The sequence below is a fragment of the Hymenobacter sp. ISL-91 genome, from assembly GCF_018613725.1.
Taxonomy (GTDB): domain Bacteria; phylum Bacteroidota; class Bacteroidia; order Cytophagales; family Hymenobacteraceae; genus Hymenobacter.
On record NZ_JAGGPS010000038.1, the window covers coordinates 82,627 to 100,029 of the forward strand.

A 17,403-nucleotide genomic window follows, 5' to 3' on the forward strand; every position below is an offset into this window, starting at 1 on the left:
CTTCGGCGTCTGCTACATTCTGCACTGCTCCGCAAATCCCTCCCCCGATGAACAACTCTCTCCGCAACTCTGAAATTGCCGGCGTCGGCCACTATGTGCCCGAGCGCGTGGTTACGAATGCCGACCTCACCACCCTGATGGACACCACCGACGAGTGGATACAGGAACGCACCGGCATCAAGGAGCGGCGCTGGTTTACGGAAGGCACCGATACCACTGCCAACATGGGGGCCAAAGCGGCCCGCCGCGCCCTCGAAATGGCCGGCCTGGAGCCCGACGATGTGCAGATGATTGTGTTTGCCACGCTTTCGCCCGACTACTTCTTCCCCGGATCGGGCGTGCTGTTGCAGCGCGAATTGGGCATCAAGGCCCCCGTACCGGCCTTCGATGTGCGCAACCAGTGCTCGGGCTTCGTGTACGCGCTGAGCATGGCCGACCAGTTCATCAAAACCGGCATGTACGACAACGTGCTGGTGGTCGGCTCCGAAATCCACTCGTCGGGGCTTGATATCAGCACCCGCGGACGGGCCGTGTCGGTTATTTTTGGCGACGGGGCCGGGGCCGTCGTGATGCGCCCCTGCACCCGCGAGGGCCACGGCGTACTAAGCACCCACCTGCACGCCCAGGGCGAGCACGCCGAGGAGCTGATTGTGAAGGAGCCCAGCTCGAACCGCCAGAACCGCACCGCCTACCTCCAGAACCTGGAGAACGAGGTCGGCCTCTACCCCATCATGAACGGCCAGAACGTGTTCAAGCACGCCGTGGTGCGCTTCCCGCAGGTTATCAAGGAAGCCCTCGATGCCAACGGCTACCAGCCCCAGGATATCGACATGCTCATTCCGCACCAGGCCAACCTGCGCATTACGCAGTATGTACAGCAGAAAATGGGTCTTCCGGACAACAAAATATTCAGTAACATCCAGCGCTACGGCAACACCACCGCCGCCTCGGTGCCCATTGCCCTGAGCGAAGCCGTGCAGGAAGGCCGCATCAAGCGCGGCGACTTAGTGTGCCTGGCCGCCTTTGGCTCGGGCTTCACCTGGGCTTCGGCGCTCATTAAGTGGTAGGTCGTTAATTCTGAATTAGAAGTTTTGAATTTTGAATTGGCCGTTCAGGATGCGTTTTTCGACTCACTGAAGAGCTAATTCAAAATTCATAATCCAGAATTCATAATTCCAAAGAATGCCTAGCTTCACTGAAGAAAACTATCTGAAAGCCGTTTACAAACTCTCGGAGTTTCAGCCGGGCACGGAGGTGAGCACCAACAGCGTAGCCGAGGAACTGCTGACCCGGCCCGCCTCGGTGACCGATATGCTACGGCGCCTCGGCGAGAAAGGACTCGTTAATTACACCCGCTACCGGGGCGTAACCCTTACCGAGGCCGGGCAGCGGGTGGCGCTGGCCACCATCCGCAAGCACCGGCTCTGGGAGGTGTTTCTGGTCGAGCATTTCGGGTTTCACTGGGATGAGGTACACGATGTGGCCGAGCAGATGGAACATATCGACTCTGAGTTACTGGTGCGCCGCCTCGACGAGTTCCTGGGCTTCCCGCAGCTCGACCCCCACGGCGACCCCATCCCGACAGCCGACGGCGTGCTACACCGCCCCGAGCACCGCCTGCTGGCCGACCTGCGCCCCGGTGACCAGGGCCGCGTAGTGTCCGTCCGCAACACCTCCGCCCCCTTCCTGCAGTACCTCGACAAAGTGGGCGTGGGCCTCGGGACCCACATTGAAGTGCTGGACAAGATTTTGTTCGACAATTCCTTAGAAATCAAAATAAACCAGGAAGTAAAGCAGCTTATTTCGGCCGAGGTAAGCCGCAACCTAATGCTGACGGATTGATGCCCGCAGGGCATTTTAGTGCCGATAATTCTGCGTTGATGAAAGCAGGGTATATAATGTCAATCATCAACTAACTCGGGCCATGCTACTGGCCTTGGTTAAAAGTTTGGTACAAAAGTTAATCGGTGGCCGTGCCAGCGGCTGCCTTTCGGTGGGCGTGAATGACCACTTTGCGGTGGCGTAAGTACTTGTAGAGGGTGACCTTGGAGATGTGCAGGCGCTGGGCGATCTCGTTGACGCCGAGTTGCTGCTCGCGGTAGAGCGTCTCGGCGATGATGGCCGTGCGTTCAGCCTGCTCCGAGAGACCCCGCTGGCGGCCGCCCACCCGGCCCCGGGCACGGGCCGCGGCCAGCCCGGCGTGGGTGCGCTCGCGAATCAGCTCCCGCTCAAACTCCGCGAGCGAAGCGAACAGGTTAAAGACGAGCCGTCCCTGCGCGGACGTGGTGTTGATGGCATCGGTGAGGGACACCAGGCCCACGCCCAGCTGCTGGAAGTCGCCGACCACCTGCAGCAGGTGCTTGAGCGAGCGCCCCAATCGGTCGAGCTTGTAGATGTAGACCGTGTCGCCGGTGCGCAGCTGCGTCAGCAGCCGCTCCAGCTCCGGGCGGCTGGTGCTGGCCCCGGACACCTTTTCCTGGTAGATGGTTTCGCAGCCGGCTTTGGTCAGGGCATCGAGTTGCAGTTCCAGGTTCTGGTCGCGGGTCGAGACGCGGGCGTAGCCGATTTTCATGGGCAAAGTACAGTTTATCCGTGGCGAAGGTACCCTTATTTGTACTTTGATTGCTGAACAAGTTTTCTGTACCAAATAGCCTGGTTTTGGCTTTCCCTTACCCCAGCGGGCGCTGCCTGACGACTTGTACATAAATACGTTCGTTTCACTGTACAAGCTAACGGGCTACTTTTAGGATTTACTTCCCTTCAAATGGCCCGTCACCTTCCCTTACTTGACGCCACTCAGCGTCGCGCCTTCGACCAGCCCCCGGTTTTCAATCCGCCGCAACGGCAACTCTTCTTCGCGTTGCCCGACTGGGCTACCCGGTTTATGGAAACGCTGCTGGCGCCGCACAGCCGGGGCGGCTTCGTGTTGCAGGTCGGCTACTTCAAGGCCACCGGGCGCTTCTTTCCCGTGGACCGGTTCCTGGCGGCCGACCAGGCGTACGTGCAGCAGCGTTACCACTTGGGAGCGGTCGAGTGGGCGCGCTACGACAAGGTCACCCGTTTCTACCACCGGGAGCAGATTCTGCAGCAGTTCGGGGTGCCGCCCTTTGAGCAGGTCGAAGCGGCCGTGCGGCAGCAAGTGACGCATTTTGCCCGCCAGCAGATGAACCCGGTGGCCGTGTTTCACTCCACCGCCGATTACATCCGCACCCATCGCTGGGAAGTGCCGACCTACGCCGCGCTGGCCGGCCTCGTCACCGAGGCTTTCCGCACGGTGGAACAACAGCTCATCACGCAGCTCGCACACCACCTGACGCCGGCCGTGCGCCAGCAATTAGATGCCTTGTTCACCACGCCCGAAGAAGCCCCGGCCCATTCGCACCGGCCCTACCGGCTGACCACACTCAAGCGCAGCCTGGAGCTGATGCGCCCGATGGCTATCCGCGCCAACGTGCAGGACTACGCCGTGCTCCAGACGCTGTTCACCCAGGTGTACCCCGTGGTGCAGGCCCTGGACTTATCGGAGGAAGTGGTGCGCTTCTACGCCCGCTACGTCGAGCGGACGCAGGTTTTTCAGGTGCAGCAGCAAGCCGACAAGAAATACCTGATGGTGCTCTGTTTCGTGGTCTACCAGTACTACCAGGTCGGCGACCTGCTCACCGAAACGCTGCTGCAAGCCGTGCAAACTCACCGCAACGCCGCCCAGCGCGAAACGCAGGAGCGCGTCTACCGCCAGCAGCAGGACTCGGCCGGCCAGCTGCGCCAGGTGCTGGAAGGCGTGGTCTGCCACGGCGCGGCCCTGGCGCAGCTGGAAGAAGTGGCCTTTTCGTTTGCCCGCACCAACGAGGAGAAGGTGACGGCCTTGCTGGCCTGGCTGCAAACCCCGGCCGTGGCCGATTTTGCGCAACTGGGCCACACGGCGCAGCAGTTACGCCAAGGAGGCGGGGGCAGTCGCATCGGCCCGTATTATCAGGTCGTGGAGGAGCGCTCGCGCGCCCTCCAGCGCCGGCTGGGCGAGATTCTGCGCACCGTGGCCTATGAAGGCGCGGCCGACAGCCCGCTGGCCCAAGCCCTTGCCCAGTACCGAGCGCGGGACGGCCAGGTGAGCGCGCAGCCCCCGACTACCTTTTTGAAAGCCGCGGAACGGGCCGCCCTGGCGCAAGCCGAAAGCCCTGTTTCCCTGTACAAGGCCCTGCTGGCGGGCCACGTGGCCGACCACCTGAAAGCCGGCAAGCTGAACCTGGCCAACTCGCTGCGCCACCGCCCCTTCGACTCCTACCTGCTGGAGGCCGCCACCTGGCAGCAGCAGCGGGACGCGTTACTGGCGCAGACGGACCTCGTGCACCTGCGCCAGCCGGGTCCTTGGCTGGCCGGGTTGCAAGCCAAACTGGCCACCGCCTTCGCCCGCACCTGTGAGCGACTGGACGCCGGCACCAACCCCGGCGTGCGGGCGCGCGCCAACGGGCGGCCCCGCTTCCTGACGCCGGCCCGGCCCCTGGACGAGGACGCCCCAATAGCGCGGCCACTGTTTCCCGGGCCGGGCCTGATTTCCTTGCACGAGGTGCTGCACACCGTTAACCAGCAGTGCCACTTCACCAGCTTCCTCACCCACTGGAGTCCACGTAATCGGCCGCCCCGGCCCGCGGAGCGGGTATTCTTCGCGGGCCTCATGGCGTACGGCTGCAACCTGGGGCTGACGCGCATGGCCCATGCCACCAAGCACGTGGCGCTGGCCACCCTGGAGAACGCGGTCAATTGGTACTTCTCGCTCGACAACCTGCGCCGGGCCAACGACGCCGTGGTGGCCCTGACCGGCAAACTGCCCGTTAGCCGCCTCTTCAAACGCCACCCCGAGGCGGTGCACACCTCCTCCGATGGCCAGAAGTACTACGTGGCCGTTGATTCGATTCACGCCACGCATTCGTACAAGTATTTTGGTCAGGAAAAGGGCATCGTCTCCTACGGCTTCCTCGACGACCGCCACCGGCTCTTTTACTCGACCACGTTCAGCTCGTCCGAGCGCGAGGCCGCCTATTTGGTGGATGGCCTGCTACACAACGACGTGGTCGAGTCCACCATCCACAGCACCGACACCCACGGCTTCACGGAAGTCAACTTCGCGCTCACTGCCTTTTTGGGCATCGAATTCGCCCCCCGCATCCAGTCCTTTCAGGACCAGCAGTTCTACGCCTTCGCCGGCATGGACGTGCCCGACCTGACGGCCTACGGCCTGGCGCCGGTTAAGTACATCGACCAGGGCCTTATCGAGGCGCAGTGGGATACGCTGCTGCGGCTGGTGGTGAGCCTCAAGCAAAAGCACGTGACGGCCTCCACCGTGCTGCGCCGACTCAATTCCTACTCGCAGCAGCACCCCGTCTACCTGGCCCTGCGCGAGCTGGGCCGGGTGGTGCGCACCGAGTTCTGCTCCGTTATATGGACGACCAAAGCCTGCGCAAGCGCATCGACGACCAGCTGGACAAGCTCGAAAGCACGCATACCTTCGCCCGGGCCGTGTTCTACGGCCAAAACGGGCAGATTCCCTACGCCGGCAAGGAAGAGCAGCAGGTGGCTGACGCCTGCAAACAGCTCGTACAAAACACGATTGTGTGCTGGAACTGTCTCTACCTCAATCAGTATTTATTCCAGGCCCCGACGGCCGAGCGCCAGGCGGTGGCCGACGCCATTGCCGCCAGCTCGCCCGTGAGTTGGCAGCACATCAACCTGCACGGCGAGTTTGACTTCTCGGATGATGCCCTCAAAGACTCGCTCCGCTTTGACATCGAAGCCCTCTTCGCCTTCAACTGGGAACAGGTTTCGGGCCCGTCCGATTAACTTTTGGACCAAACTTTTAACCAAGGCCGCTACTGACGCTTTTCCTGTCGGAAACTACCCCGATAGCCTTCGCAGGATTAGTCTTCATGGTCCCGCTTGCCTTGGGTCTGTACTATCCTATTTTTTATCTGTCACGGCCTAAAGCATCTGGAAGGTCTAAAATAGTGGCTTCAGTGCTAGCATTTCTGCTGATTGGGCTTAACGGATTATTAGACGATGAATTTGGAGGGGGGCTGGTGAAATTATTCTTTTACCTGCCTCTGGGAGTTGTCATAGTCAATGCGGTGCGGAGTGAAACCGGGCAATAGATATATAGAGGCTAACCCTTTCCTCTTTTAATTCACACTTCTGGTCACAGTACCTTTGCGGTCCTATCACACCCAACTGCCGTGGCCGCCAACCTGCCCCTTTCGCTCTCCGATACCATTGTTGCCCTCTCCACGCCGCCCGGCGCTGGCGCCATTGCCCTGGTGCGCCTCTCGGGCCCCCGCGCCATTGCCATCACCGACGCGGTTTTCCACGGCAAACGCCTGTCCGAGCAGCCCGGCCACACGCTGCACTATGGCACCCTGCGCGACGGTGTGCAGATTCTGGATGAAGTTGTCGTGTCGCTCTACCGCGGCCCCAACTCCTACACCCGCGAAGACGTGGTAGAAATCAGTACCCACGGCTCCGACTATATTGTGCGGCAGGTGCTGGCGCTGCTGCTGCGCCACGGGGCCCGCCTAGCCGAAGCCGGCGAATTCACCAAGCGCGCCTTCCTGCACGGGGCCCTCGACCTAGCCCAGGCCGAAGCCGTAGCCGACCTGATTGCCGCCGACTCGGCCCTGAGCCACCAGGTGGCCCTGCGCCAGATGCGGGGCGGCTTCTCGCGCGAGCTGCGGGAGCTGCGCGGGCAGTTGGTGCATTTTGCGGCCCTGCTGGAGCTGGAGCTGGACTTTGGGGAGGAAGACGTAGAGTTTGCCGACCGTACCGGACTGGTGGTACTGCTGCAGCAGGTGCAGGCACTGGTGCGTCGGCTGCTGCGCTCCTTCGAGCTGGGCAACGTCATCAAAAACGGTGTCACCACCGTTATTGCCGGTCGGCCCAATGCCGGTAAAAGCACCCTGCTCAACGCCCTGCTCAACGAAGACCGAGCCATCGTGTCGGAGGTGGCCGGCACCACCCGCGACCTGATTGAAGACGAGGTGAGCATCGAGGGCATCCGCTTCCGCTTCGTGGATACGGCCGGCCTGCGCGACACCACCGATGTGGTGGAAGCGCTGGGCGTGGAGCGTACCCGTCAGCGGGTACAGCAGGCCGCATTAATCGTGTATCTATTTGATCTTTCTACTACTTCGATTACTGAGCTTCAAGCGGAAATTGAAGCCCTGAACCTGCCCGCCGGCGTGGGCGTGCTGGCCGTGGGCAACAAGCTCGACCTGGCTTCCGAAGCTCAGATTGCCGCCTTCCGGACCCGGCCCGATACGCTGCTGCTGGCCGCCGGCCAGGGCCTCGGTATCGAGGAACTGCGCGCCGCTCTGCTGGCCCGCGTCCGCCTCGATGGCCTCGACCAGACCGGAGCCAGCACCATCGTCACCAACCTGCGCCACGCCCGCAGCCTGGAGCAGGCCGACCGCCACCTCGACGCCGTGCTGGTGGGCCTGAGCACCGGCGGCGGCACCGAGCTGCTGGCCGCCGACCTGCGCCACGCCCTGGGCGCGCTGGGCCAGATAACCGGCGAAATCAGTTCCGACGACCTGCTTACCAGCATCTTCACCCAGTTCTGCATCGGCAAGTAGATGGTGTAGCCCTAGCGGTGCTCCTGGTACAAATTGGCTGGCGCGGCCTGCAGCAACTCTTGGCGGGCATCGGGCGGCAGCGGCGCACTCCGGGCCAGCTGCAGGACCTCGGCTAATTGCGCGGCGGTCCGGATGCCGAGTACGGCCGCCGTTACGCCCGGCGTATCGAGCACGAAGCGGCCGGCCACCTCGGCGGGCAGGCGCTGCAGGCGCTTTGCCACCGAGGCCACGGCAGCTGCCGCCGCCTGCACCGTTTCGGTCGGCTGGCCTAGGTACTCGCGGGCGGGCTTACCGGCCAGCAGGCCCTGGGCCAGCGCCCCGCGGGCCAGCACGCCCACCCCGTGGGCAGCCAGCAGCGGCAGCACGGCCTCCAAAGGGCGCTGATCGAGCAGGCTTAGCTGCAACATAACGCTGCTGAGGCCGGTAGCGGGTACGTTGCGCCGGATGACATTGGGCCGGATGGAGGAAATGCCATAATGCCGGATTTTACCCTGTTCCTGCAGCCGCTCAAAAGCTTCAACTACCTCATCAAGTGGGTCATCAATAGTACCGCCATGCAATTGGTATAGGTCGAGGTAGTCGGTTTGAAGGCGGCGCAGGCTGGCCTCGGCGGCCTGCCGGATGTAGGTGCCCGAGGGGTTCCAGTCCCAGCCCTGGCCATCGGGCCGCCACTGGTTGCCCACCTTGGTGGCCAGCACCACCTGGGTGCGGCAGTGCCGGAAGGTGGTCCCCAGCAGCTCCTCATTGCGGCCATGCTCGTACAGGTCGGCCGTATCGAAAAGCGTAATGCCACCGTCCCGGGCCGCATCAAGCAGGCGGCGGTCGGCCGCCGCATCAGCCCCCAACGACATGCCGCCGAAACCCACGCGGCTCACGTGTAAATCAGTAGTTCCCAGGTAGGCGTAGTGCATAGCGGAAGAAGTAGGCAGATGGTACAGTTTGGGCACCCTGATGCGAAAAAAAGGCCCACCGAGTGGTAAAAAAACGGGCTTTATGGCGCACTTGTGGGCCTTGCGGCGTTTCTTTGCGCCAGGTGAAATGGCAAACAACCACCCGCCCCGGCTTGTACTATAGCCAGTAACTGCCGGCCGGGTTGCCCGCTTGCCGGTTATTATCTTTAAATTCGCCCTGTACCCCCACTTTTCAACCTACGCTTTATGGCAGAATCTGCTGAACTGACGCTCAACGGGCAGTCGTACACACTCCCCGTAATTGAAGGCACTGAGCACGAGAAGGCCTTCGACATCAGCAAGCTCCGCGACCAGACGGGCTACGTAACCATCGACCCCGGCTACAAAAATACCGGAGCCTGCAAAAGCGCCATTACCTTCCTCGACGGCGAAGAAGGCATCCTGCGCTACCGCGGCTATCCAATTGAGCAGCTGGCCGAAAACTCCACTTTCATCGAAGTTGCTTACCTGCTGATTTACGGCAAGCTGCCCACCCAGGCCGAGTTCGATACGTTCAGCGAGAAAATCACGCAGCACACGCTGGTGCACGAAGACGTGCGCAAGATTTTCGACGGCTTCCCATCGGCGGCCCACCCGATGGCCATCCTGAGCTCCCTCATCTGCTCACTGACCGCCTTCTACCCCGAAAGCGTTTCGCCCGACCTGAGCAAGGAGGAAACCGACCTGAACGTGATTCGGTTGATGGCCAAGATTTCGACCATCGCGGCCTGGACCTACAAGAACAACATGGGTCACCCGCTCAACTACCCGCGCAACGACCTCGACTACTGCTCCAACTTCCTCTACATGATGTTCAGCTTCCCTACGGAGAAGTATGAAATCAACCCCGTAGTGGTGAAGGCGCTCAACAAGCTGCTCATCCTGCACGCCGACCACGAGCAGAACTGCTCGACCTCGACGGTGCGGCTCGTGGGCTCGGCCAACGCCTCGCTCTACGGCTCGGTTTCGGCTGGCATCAACGCCCTGTGGGGCCCGCTGCACGGTGGCGCCAACCAGGAAGTAGTGGAGATGCTCGAATCCATTGAGCGCGACGGTGGCGACACCCAGAAGTGGATTGATAAGGCCAAGGACAAGGACGACTCGTTCCGCCTGATGGGCTTCGGCCACCGGGTGTACAAGAACTTCGACCCCCGCGCCACTATTATCAAGAAGGCCGCCGATGATGTGCTCAAGGCCCTGGGCCTCGAAGACAGCCCCCTGCTCAAGATTGCCAAGGAGCTGGAGCAGGCTGCCCTTACTGATGAGTATTTCGTGCAGCGCAAGCTTTACCCGAACGTAGACTTCTACTCGGGTATCATTTATAAGGCCATTGGCATTCCGACCGAGATGTTCACGGTGATGTTCGCCCTGGGCCGCCTGCCCGGCTGGATTGCCCAGTGGAAAGAGATGCGCACCAACAAGGAGCCCATCGGCCGCCCCCGCCAGATTTACGTGGGCGAAACCGAGCGCGACTACGTAGCCATCGACCAGCGTAACGCCTAGACGACAGCTTTGCAGGCCGGCCCAGCCGGTTTGTACTACTTGGAGTTACTGCAACAAAAAAGCCCGCATATGCGGGCTTTTTTGTTATCAATCAATTCGAGCGTTACCTAAGGTAGCACCTGATAATAAACTGTTAATCAGCGAATATTAACAGCCGTGAATTCGGATTTAAGGCCATCATACACGGCGAGCTGCTTGGGTTGCAGTAGGGCTGCTACATCCCACTCGTAACGCTGCAGCAGGTCGGATAGCGCCTTATCGAGGTTTGCGGGATCTGCCTTAAGCTGGTTGCGGAGCGCGGCCATCTCGGAGAGCAGACCTACGTTGAGGCGACGGAGCTTGACGTACTGGCCTTCGCTGAGCTGCGTACGCTCGGCAATACGCCAGGTCATGGCCGTAGCCCGCTCGCCCATCGTTGGGCCTCCGCCATCGGCCTGAGCTGCAGTCGGAGTTCCGGAGGCCAGCAGTAATACCAGGCCCAGTAGAGTAAGCGCGTTTTTCATAGTTGTAGAAGGTTTGGTGGAAAAATCAGCACCCATCCAACTTCACTGTCCAAAATTGTCTTATCAAGGTACTAAACAAATATGACATAAGCAATATTTGTTTTAATCTGTTGTCAGCTTAATCCACGGCCCAACCACAGTGAGTCGAGCCGTGGCAGCTCCAGCTTTCTATTTCGACAGCGTACCCATAGCCGTCATGCTGGCGCGGTGCTGGTCGAACAAAGAGCGTTGGGCAGGCCGTAGCATGTCTAGCAGAGCCATTTCGTAGTAAAGCTGGGCATCGGCCAGGCGCTGGTCGAGCATGGGCTGCTCGGCAGCGAAGCGGGACTTCAACTCCTCCTGCTCGCTCAGCATCCGGATGTTGAGTTGCTTGAGCCGCAGGTACTGGCCTTCATCGAGCCGGATACGGTCGGAAATGGCGCGGGTGAGGGCCGTAGCGCGGGCCGTAATGCTGGTGGGGTTGTCGGCGCGCGAAGCTGCTAGGATTACACCTGGAGTGGCAATAAGCAGGCAGACGAAAAGTGCAACTTTCTTCATGGTAAAAAGGGAGAAAGGGTTAGAAGATGAATGTTTAGGGCTGTTGGCAGAGGCGCGACTCCTATTATGAAGGTGTTGCCCCTGCTTCCACATGTGCCGTTTGCTTTGTGGGAATAATCAAATGTACACCAAATAATTTAACTATAAAATGTTTTTTTATCACTATTCTAATCAATAACTTTTATAACAATAAGCCAAAAGTCTCATTATCAGACTTCTGATTATGCTACAAAAAAGAAAAACTCCAATCAAAAAAAGTGCAATTACTCGCGTAATTGTCCTTTTTTTGATTGGAGTCGGGGGAAAAATCGGCTGACTGCAGCTAGTTGCCCGGGGCGGCTACAGAATACGCAGTTCGATACGGCGGTTCTGCTGGCGGTTTTCTTCGGAGTCGTTGGGAGCCAACGGCCGGGCCTCGCCATAGCCCTTGTAGCGCAAACGGCTGGCCTCTACGCCCTGGCTTAACAGGTAGCGGTACACCGACTTAGCCCGGTTTTGCGACAGCACCAGGTTATCATCATCGGAGCCCACATCATCGGTGTGGCCCGATACTTCCACCTGGATAGTAGGATACTGCTTCATGAAGCTCACCAGCCGTTTGAGCTCGGTGCGCGACTTGGGCTTAAGCTCGTACTGGCTTAGATCAAAAAACAGATTATTGAGCACTACGCTGCGCCCCGCACCCACCGGATCGAGGTACAGGTCGAGGGTAAGCGGGTCGAAGCTGCGGCGGCTGCTGTAGTCGAAGCTCAGGCTACGCAGCAGGTACTTGTCGGCGGCGGCGTACATGGCGTACTGACGGCCCTCGTTGAGCACCACGGTATATTCGCCGGTTTCGGCATCGGAGTTCACATACTGTACCAGCTCGTTGGTATTGAGGTCGTAGAGCTGCACGTCGGCGGCAATGGGCTTTTTGGTGACGGCATCATATACCCGGCCCTGGGCATAGGTGCTGGTTTCAAGGGCCCGGATGCTGGCAGGCGTCTCAAACGAATACAGCTCAACTGGCTGGTCGCGCTGGCGCTTCACGCCCGGCTCGGCCGTGCGCCAGCGCGAGCAGAAGCCCCGGCGGTTGTCGGAACTGATAAACAGCGACGCTTCATTCTCAAACGTATTGAGCGGGTAGCCCAAGTTGCGGGGCACGCTCCATTTACCGTCAGGAGTCAGCTCGCAGCGGTAAATATCGAGCCCGCCCATGCCCACCAGCCCATCGGTTACATAGTAGAGCGTGGTGCCGCTGGCATGGATGAACGGGGCCATGTCTTTGCCGGGCGTGTTCACGGGGGTACCCAGGTTGCGGGCAGGCGTCCAGTTGCCCTGCTCGTCGAGCGTTGTGGTATACACATCCTCCTGGCCCTGCCCGCCGCGCCGGGTGCTGGTAAAATACAGCGTGCGGCCATCGGCCGAAAGTGTGGGCTGCGAGTCCCACTCGGGCGAGTTGACGTTGCGCCCCAGGTTTTCGGGCTTGCTCCAGGCATTGCCGGTGCGCCGCGAAATGTACAGGTCGCAGTTGCCTACCGAGTTGGCCCGGTCGCAGGAAGCAAACACCAGCGTTTTGCCGTCGCCGGAAATAGCCCCGGCCCCCTCGTTGAACGAGGTGTTGATGGCCGGGGAGATAGAGGCCGGCTCGCCCATGGTGCCGTCGGGGTTCTGGCGGCTCACATACAGGTTTTCGTCGCTGGCCGCCGTAGGACGGCCGGTGAAGAGCAGAAAGCGGCTGTCGGCGGTGAGCACCGGGAAGTACTGAAAACGATATGTATTAAGCGGTTCGGGCAGGCGGGTAGGCTCGGGACCGGTGGGAGCGGCTATGGCCTCGGCCGCAAACGTGCAGTTGAGCAGCTGGCGCTTGGCCTGCGGAATGTTACGCTGGCCTTTAGGAGCCGTTTTGAGAAACTTCGGGTACGCATCGGCCGCCGTGGTATAGTCGCCGAAGCTCATGGCCAGTTCGCCCAGCATGAAGTAGTCGTTGCTCCGGGCCGCATCAACGGGCAGCTTGGGCAGGCCGGTCCGGTAGGCGTCAAAAGCCGCCTGGTTTTCGCCCATGGCCTTGAGCAAAGAACCCCGCAGCAGGTAGGGCTGCCCCAGCGACGGAAATTTCTGGGTCAGCTGGTCGAGTGTTTCGAGGGCCTTGGTGAAGTCGCGGCTTTTGGCCTGCGCCTGGGCTTTATCCCACAGACTACGGGCCTTTGTGTTGGACGAGCTGAGCTGCGCCTGAGCAGCTGCCGGCTGCGACGAAAGGCTACCAGCAGTTAGCAGCAATACCAACGGCGCGAAAAGCGAACGACGCATACAGAACAGGCTAAAAGGTGAGGACGCTAAGGAATATCGAGATACTTATGAGTCTGCAAGGACACCTGCCAGCGTGGGTTAGCTTTCACGTACTCCACAATAAGCGGCGTCATGGCGGCGGCCTTGCTCCACTCGGGCTGCAGGTAAAGCCGGCACTCGGGCCCTACCTGCGCGGCATGTTCTTCGGCCCAGGCAAAGTCGCTTTTATTGAACACTACAATTTTCAGCTCGTGCGCTGCGGCCAGCACCGAAGGCAGCGGCGCCTTGAATTTTTTGGGCGATATGCAAATCCAGTTCCAGTTTCCGCTGAGCGGATAGGCCCCGCTGGTTTCGATCCAGGTTTGGCAGCCGGCCTGCTGCAGCGCGGCCGTAAGCGGCCCCAGCTCGTGCATAAGCGGCTCGCCCCCGGTTACCACCACGTTGCGACCGGGGTGCGCCGTTACGGCCGAAACCAAGTCGGCAAGCGCATGGCGCGGGTGGGCATCCAGGGGCCACGATTCCTTCACATCGCACCACACGCAGCCCACGTCGCAGCCGCCGAGGCGGATGAAGTAGGCGGCCCGGCCCGTGTTGTAGCCTTCGCCCTGAATGGTATAAAACTGCTCCATTACGGGCAGCGAGGTGGCGGCCGGTATAGCTGGAGTAAGCGGTAGGTGATGTAGCAAAACGGGTAACCTTCTGAAAAAAAACAAGTCGGGCCGCCGGGAAATCCAACTACGGCAGTAACTGGTGCTTTTCCCGGCAGACCGACTTTAAAAGTACTACAACGGGCCTGATTCTGAAAGCCCGGGCACGACTAATTGGATTTTAGAGTCTTAGATGCCCAATCCTCAACTACTACACTTCTCCTTTGGCGGCCCGCAGCGTGTTCAGCAGCAGCATGGCAATGGTCATCGGGCCAACGCCCCCGGGTACGGGTGTGATATAGGAGGCCAGCGGGGCTACCTGCCCGAAGTTTACGTCGCCCTTCAGCGCCCAGCCGGCTTTCTTGCTGGCGTCCGCCACGCGGGTTGTGCCCACATCAATCACCACTGCGCCGGGCTTCACCATATCGGCCGTTACGAAACCGGGGCGCCCCAGGGCCGCTACCAGAATGTCGGCCGTACGGGTTATTTCGGGCAGGTTCTGGGTGCGCGAGTGGCATAACGTAACGGTACAGTTACCGGGCTCCAGGTTCTTGGCCAGCAGAATGCTAACCGGCGTACCCACAATATTGGAGCGGCCGATAACCACGCAGTGCTTGCCGTCGGTGGGCAGCTCATACCGGCGCAACAGCTCCACAATGCCAGAGGGCGTGGCCGGCAGCAGTGCCGGCAGCCCGGCCACCATGCGCCCGATGTTCATGGGGTGGAAACCGTCCACATCCTTTTCGGGGCGCACAGCCTCAATCACCTTGTTGGTGTCGATGTGGGCAGGCAGCGGCAACTGCACAATGAAGCCGTCGATTTGGGGGTCGTCGTTCAGCTCGGCCACCTTGGCCAGCAGCTCGGCCTCCGTGATGGAGTCTTCGTAGCGAAGCAGCGTGCTCTCGAAACCAACCCGCTCGCAGGCCAGCACCTTGTTGCGCACGTAGGTTTCCGAGCCGCCGTCGTGGCCCACCAGAATGGCGGCCAGATGCGGCGTTTTGTGGCCGGCGGCTTTACGTTCGGCTACTTCGGCCGCAATTTCAACTTTGATATCCTCGGCGGTTTGCTTGCCGTCGATGAGGCGGTAGGTTGTGGCGTCGGGGGCGGTGGTCATGCAGCAGGCAGGGGTTGGTTAGGAGGCAGCAGGCTGATCAGCAGCAGGGGCAGCCGACGACGATTCGTTGGCAACCGAGGCTTCGTAGGTGGCAATGGCTTCGGCTCCGGCTTCCATCAGGGCCTTTTCCATCACGGGCCAATCGTCGCGCCAACGGAATTTGCGCTCTTGGCCCCAGCGGATTTTCTCCAGCTGCTCGTAGCTGCGACAGTTCTTCACTAAATGATGATCAGACATGGTATGAGGGAAAGCAACACACGCCCGGTTAAGAAGTGCATCAGGTGAAAATGATTGTGCGCGTAAAAAAAACGCGCCTGTGGCAGGCGCGTTTCACTTATCAGTCCAGCTTCAAAACGGCCAGGAAAGCCTCTTGTGGTATCTCAACAGAACCAACCTGACGCATCCGCTTTTTGCCTTCCTTCTGCTTTTCGAGCAGCTTGCGCTTGCGGCTGATGTCGCCGCCGTAGCACTTGGCAATTACGTTTTTGCGCAACGCTTTTACGGTTTCGCGGGATATAATTTTCTGGCCGATGCTGGCCTGGATGGCAATTTCGAACTGCTGGCGGGGTAGCAGCTCGCGCAGCTTTTCGCACAGCCGGCGGCCCCACTCGTAGCTCTTGCTCCGGTGCACAATGGCCGATAGCGCATCGACCTTCTCACCGTTGAGCATGATATCAAGCTTCACCATGTCCGACTCGCGGAAACCAATCAGCTCGTAGTCGAGCGAGGCATAGCCGCGGCTGATGGTTTTGAGCTTATCGAAGAAGTCGAACACGATTTCCGACAGCGGCAACTCAAAGGTCATCTCCACCCGCTCGGAGGTCAGGTACGACTGCCCTTTGATGATGCCGCGCTTGTCCATGCACAGCGTGATGATGGGCCCCACATAATCGGCAGCCGTAATAATCTGGGCCTTGATGTAGGGTTCCTCAATGTACTTGATCAGGTTCGGCTCGGGCATTTCGCTCGGCGCGTTGATGGTCAGCAGCTGGTCTTTGGTGCCGGTGGCGTGGAACTGCACGCTGGGCACGGTGGTAATCACCGTCATGCCAAACTCGCGCTCCAGCCGCTCCTGCACGATTTCCATGTGCAGCATCCCCAGGAAACCGCAGCGGAAGCCGAAGCCCAGGGCCACCGACGTTTCGGGCTCCCACACCAGGGAGGCGTCGTTGAGTTGCAGCTTCTCCATGCACGAGCGCAGCTCCTCGTACTCGGTGGTATCGACGGGGTAGATGCCGGCGAAAACCATGGGCTTCACATCAGCGAAACCTTTGATGGGCTCCTTGGTGGGGTTGGCCACGTGGGTGATGGTGTCGCCCACTTTCACTTCGCGGGCTTCCTTGATGCCGGAGATGAGGTAGCCCACGTTGCCAGCCCGCATTTCCTGGCGGGGCTCCTGGTTGAGGCCCAGAATACCGATTTCGTCGGCGCCGTACTCCTTACCGGTGGCCATAAAACGGAGCTTGTCGCCCTTTTTCATGGTGCCGTTCTTGATGCGGAACAGCACCTCGATGCCGCGGTAAGAGTTGAAGACCGAATCAAAAATCAGGGCCTGCAACGGGGCCTCGGGGTCGCCCTTGGGGGCCGGCACCCGCTCGATGATGGCGTTGAGAATGCCCTCGATGCCGAGGCCGGTTTTGCCGGACGCGTGCAGGATGTCTTCGTACTCGCAGCCGATGAGGTCCACGATTTCGTCGCTCACCTCCTCGGGCATAGCGTGGGGCAGGTCGATTTTATTAAGGACGGGAATGATTTCCAGGTCGGCCCCGATGGCGAGGTAGAGGTTGGAAATCGTCTGGGCCTCGATGCCCTGCGAGGCGTCCACAATCAGCAAAGCGCCTTCGCAGGCGGCAATGCTGCGGCTCACTTCGTAGCTGAAATCGACGTGGCCGGGGGTGTCAATCAGGTTGAGCGTGTAGGTTTCCCCTTTGTAGGGAAACTGCATCTGGATAGCGTGGCTCTTGATGGTGATGCCCCGCTCCCGCTCCAGGTCCATGTTATCGAGCAGCTGGGCCTGCATGTCGCGCTTGGCCACGGTACTCGTGAATTCGAGCAGGCGGTCGGCGAGCGTGCTTTTGCCGTGGTCGATGTGGGCAATGATGCAGAAATTGCGGATGTTCTTCACAGAAAGCGGTTTTTTCTAGCTTCAAAGGTACGCAACGGGGCGCGGATATGCTACGGCCGTAGCGCGGGACCAGGGCCTGACCCGCAGAATTGGGCGGGCAAACCCGGCAATTGCGGCCGCTTCTTCGTTAGACCAGCAACGGC

General features: G+C 60.4%; 12 protein-coding genes and 2 pseudogenes. 5 read left to right on the plus strand and 9 right to left on the minus strand.

What is annotated here, in order from left to right; genetic code table 11:
• Nucleotides 1–47 precede the first annotated feature (47 nt).
• Nucleotides 48–1,067, plus strand: coding sequence for a 3-oxoacyl-ACP synthase III family protein (locus tag J7E24_RS14935; protein ID WP_215138925.1), 1,020 nt, complete (start codon nucleotides 48–50; stop codon nucleotides 1,065–1,067).
• Nucleotides 1,068–1,182: 115 nt separating this feature from the next.
• The gene (locus J7E24_RS14940) at nucleotides 1,183–1,842 is read left to right on the plus strand and encodes a metal-dependent transcriptional regulator (protein WP_215138926.1); all 660 of its coding nucleotides are present in this window, start codon (nucleotides 1,183–1,185) and stop codon (nucleotides 1,840–1,842) included.
• A 139-nt stretch (nucleotides 1,843–1,981) separates the two neighbouring features.
• On the opposite strand, the pseudogene J7E24_RS14945 reads toward J7E24_RS14940, so the two are convergent.
• Nucleotides 1,982–2,572: pseudogene (locus J7E24_RS14945) on the minus strand (recombinase family protein); the annotation flags it as partial.
• A 192-nt stretch (nucleotides 2,573–2,764) separates the two neighbouring features.
• Between J7E24_RS14945 and J7E24_RS14950 the strand changes: the two are divergent.
• A pseudogene (locus J7E24_RS14950) lies at nucleotides 2,765–5,832 on the plus strand (Tn3 family transposase).
• Nucleotides 5,833–6,221: 389 nt separating this feature from the next.
• The gene (mnmE, locus tag J7E24_RS14960; protein ID WP_215138929.1) at nucleotides 6,222–7,613 is read left to right on the plus strand and encodes a tRNA uridine-5-carboxymethylaminomethyl(34) synthesis GTPase MnmE; all 1,392 of its coding nucleotides are present in this window, start codon (nucleotides 6,222–6,224) and stop codon (nucleotides 7,611–7,613) included.
• 11 nt (nucleotides 7,614–7,624) lie between these two features.
• Here the strand turns inward: mnmE and J7E24_RS14965 are convergent, their stop codons facing one another.
• On the minus strand, nucleotides 7,625–8,524 hold the full coding sequence (locus J7E24_RS14965) for an aldo/keto reductase (RefSeq protein ID WP_215138930.1): 900 nt from the start codon (nucleotides 8,522–8,524) through the stop codon (nucleotides 7,625–7,627).
• A gap of 246 nt (nucleotides 8,525–8,770) precedes the next feature.
• Here J7E24_RS14965 and J7E24_RS14970 point away from each other — a divergent pair, with 246 nt between their 5' ends.
• Nucleotides 8,771–10,066 carry a citrate synthase gene (locus J7E24_RS14970; RefSeq protein ID WP_215138931.1) on the plus strand — a complete coding sequence of 432 codons (1,296 nt, stop codon included), beginning with the start codon at nucleotides 8,771–8,773 and terminating at the stop codon, nucleotides 10,064–10,066.
• A gap of 137 nt (nucleotides 10,067–10,203) precedes the next feature.
• On the opposite strand, the gene J7E24_RS14975 is transcribed toward J7E24_RS14970, so the two are convergent.
• From J7E24_RS14975 to lepA, 7 genes are all read right to left on the minus strand, one after another.
• Nucleotides 10,204–10,569 carry a hypothetical protein gene (locus tag J7E24_RS14975; RefSeq protein WP_215138932.1) on the minus strand — a complete coding sequence of 122 codons (366 nt, stop codon included), beginning with the start codon at nucleotides 10,567–10,569 and terminating at the stop codon, nucleotides 10,204–10,206.
• A 168-nt stretch (nucleotides 10,570–10,737) separates the two neighbouring features.
• Nucleotides 10,738–11,106 (minus strand): hypothetical protein, encoded by a 369-nt coding sequence (locus J7E24_RS14980; protein ID WP_215138933.1) that lies wholly within the window; start codon nucleotides 11,104–11,106, stop codon nucleotides 10,738–10,740.
• Between the two features lie 339 nt (nucleotides 11,107–11,445).
• On the minus strand, nucleotides 11,446–13,395 hold the full coding sequence (locus tag J7E24_RS14985) for an OmpA family protein (protein ID WP_215138934.1): 1,950 nt from the start codon (nucleotides 13,393–13,395) through the stop codon (nucleotides 11,446–11,448).
• 26 nt (nucleotides 13,396–13,421) lie between these two features.
• Nucleotides 13,422–14,003, minus strand: coding sequence for a 7-carboxy-7-deazaguanine synthase QueE (locus tag J7E24_RS14990; protein WP_251047218.1), 582 nt, complete (start codon nucleotides 14,001–14,003; stop codon nucleotides 13,422–13,424).
• A gap of 229 nt (nucleotides 14,004–14,232) precedes the next feature.
• Nucleotides 14,233–15,135, minus strand: a complete 903-nt coding sequence (locus J7E24_RS14995) for a bifunctional 5,10-methylenetetrahydrofolate dehydrogenase/5,10-methenyltetrahydrofolate cyclohydrolase (protein ID WP_215138936.1) — start codon at nucleotides 15,133–15,135, stop codon at nucleotides 14,233–14,235.
• 18 nt (nucleotides 15,136–15,153) lie between these two features.
• Nucleotides 15,154–15,372: a hypothetical protein gene (locus tag J7E24_RS15000; RefSeq protein ID WP_215138937.1), complete on the minus strand. Its 219-nt coding sequence runs from the start codon at nucleotides 15,370–15,372 to the stop codon at nucleotides 15,154–15,156.
• A 100-nt stretch (nucleotides 15,373–15,472) separates the two neighbouring features.
• Nucleotides 15,473–17,260: a translation elongation factor 4 gene (gene lepA / locus J7E24_RS15005; protein WP_215138938.1), complete on the minus strand. Its 1,788-nt coding sequence runs from the start codon at nucleotides 17,258–17,260 to the stop codon at nucleotides 15,473–15,475.
• Between the last annotated feature and the right edge of the window lie 143 nt (nucleotides 17,261–17,403).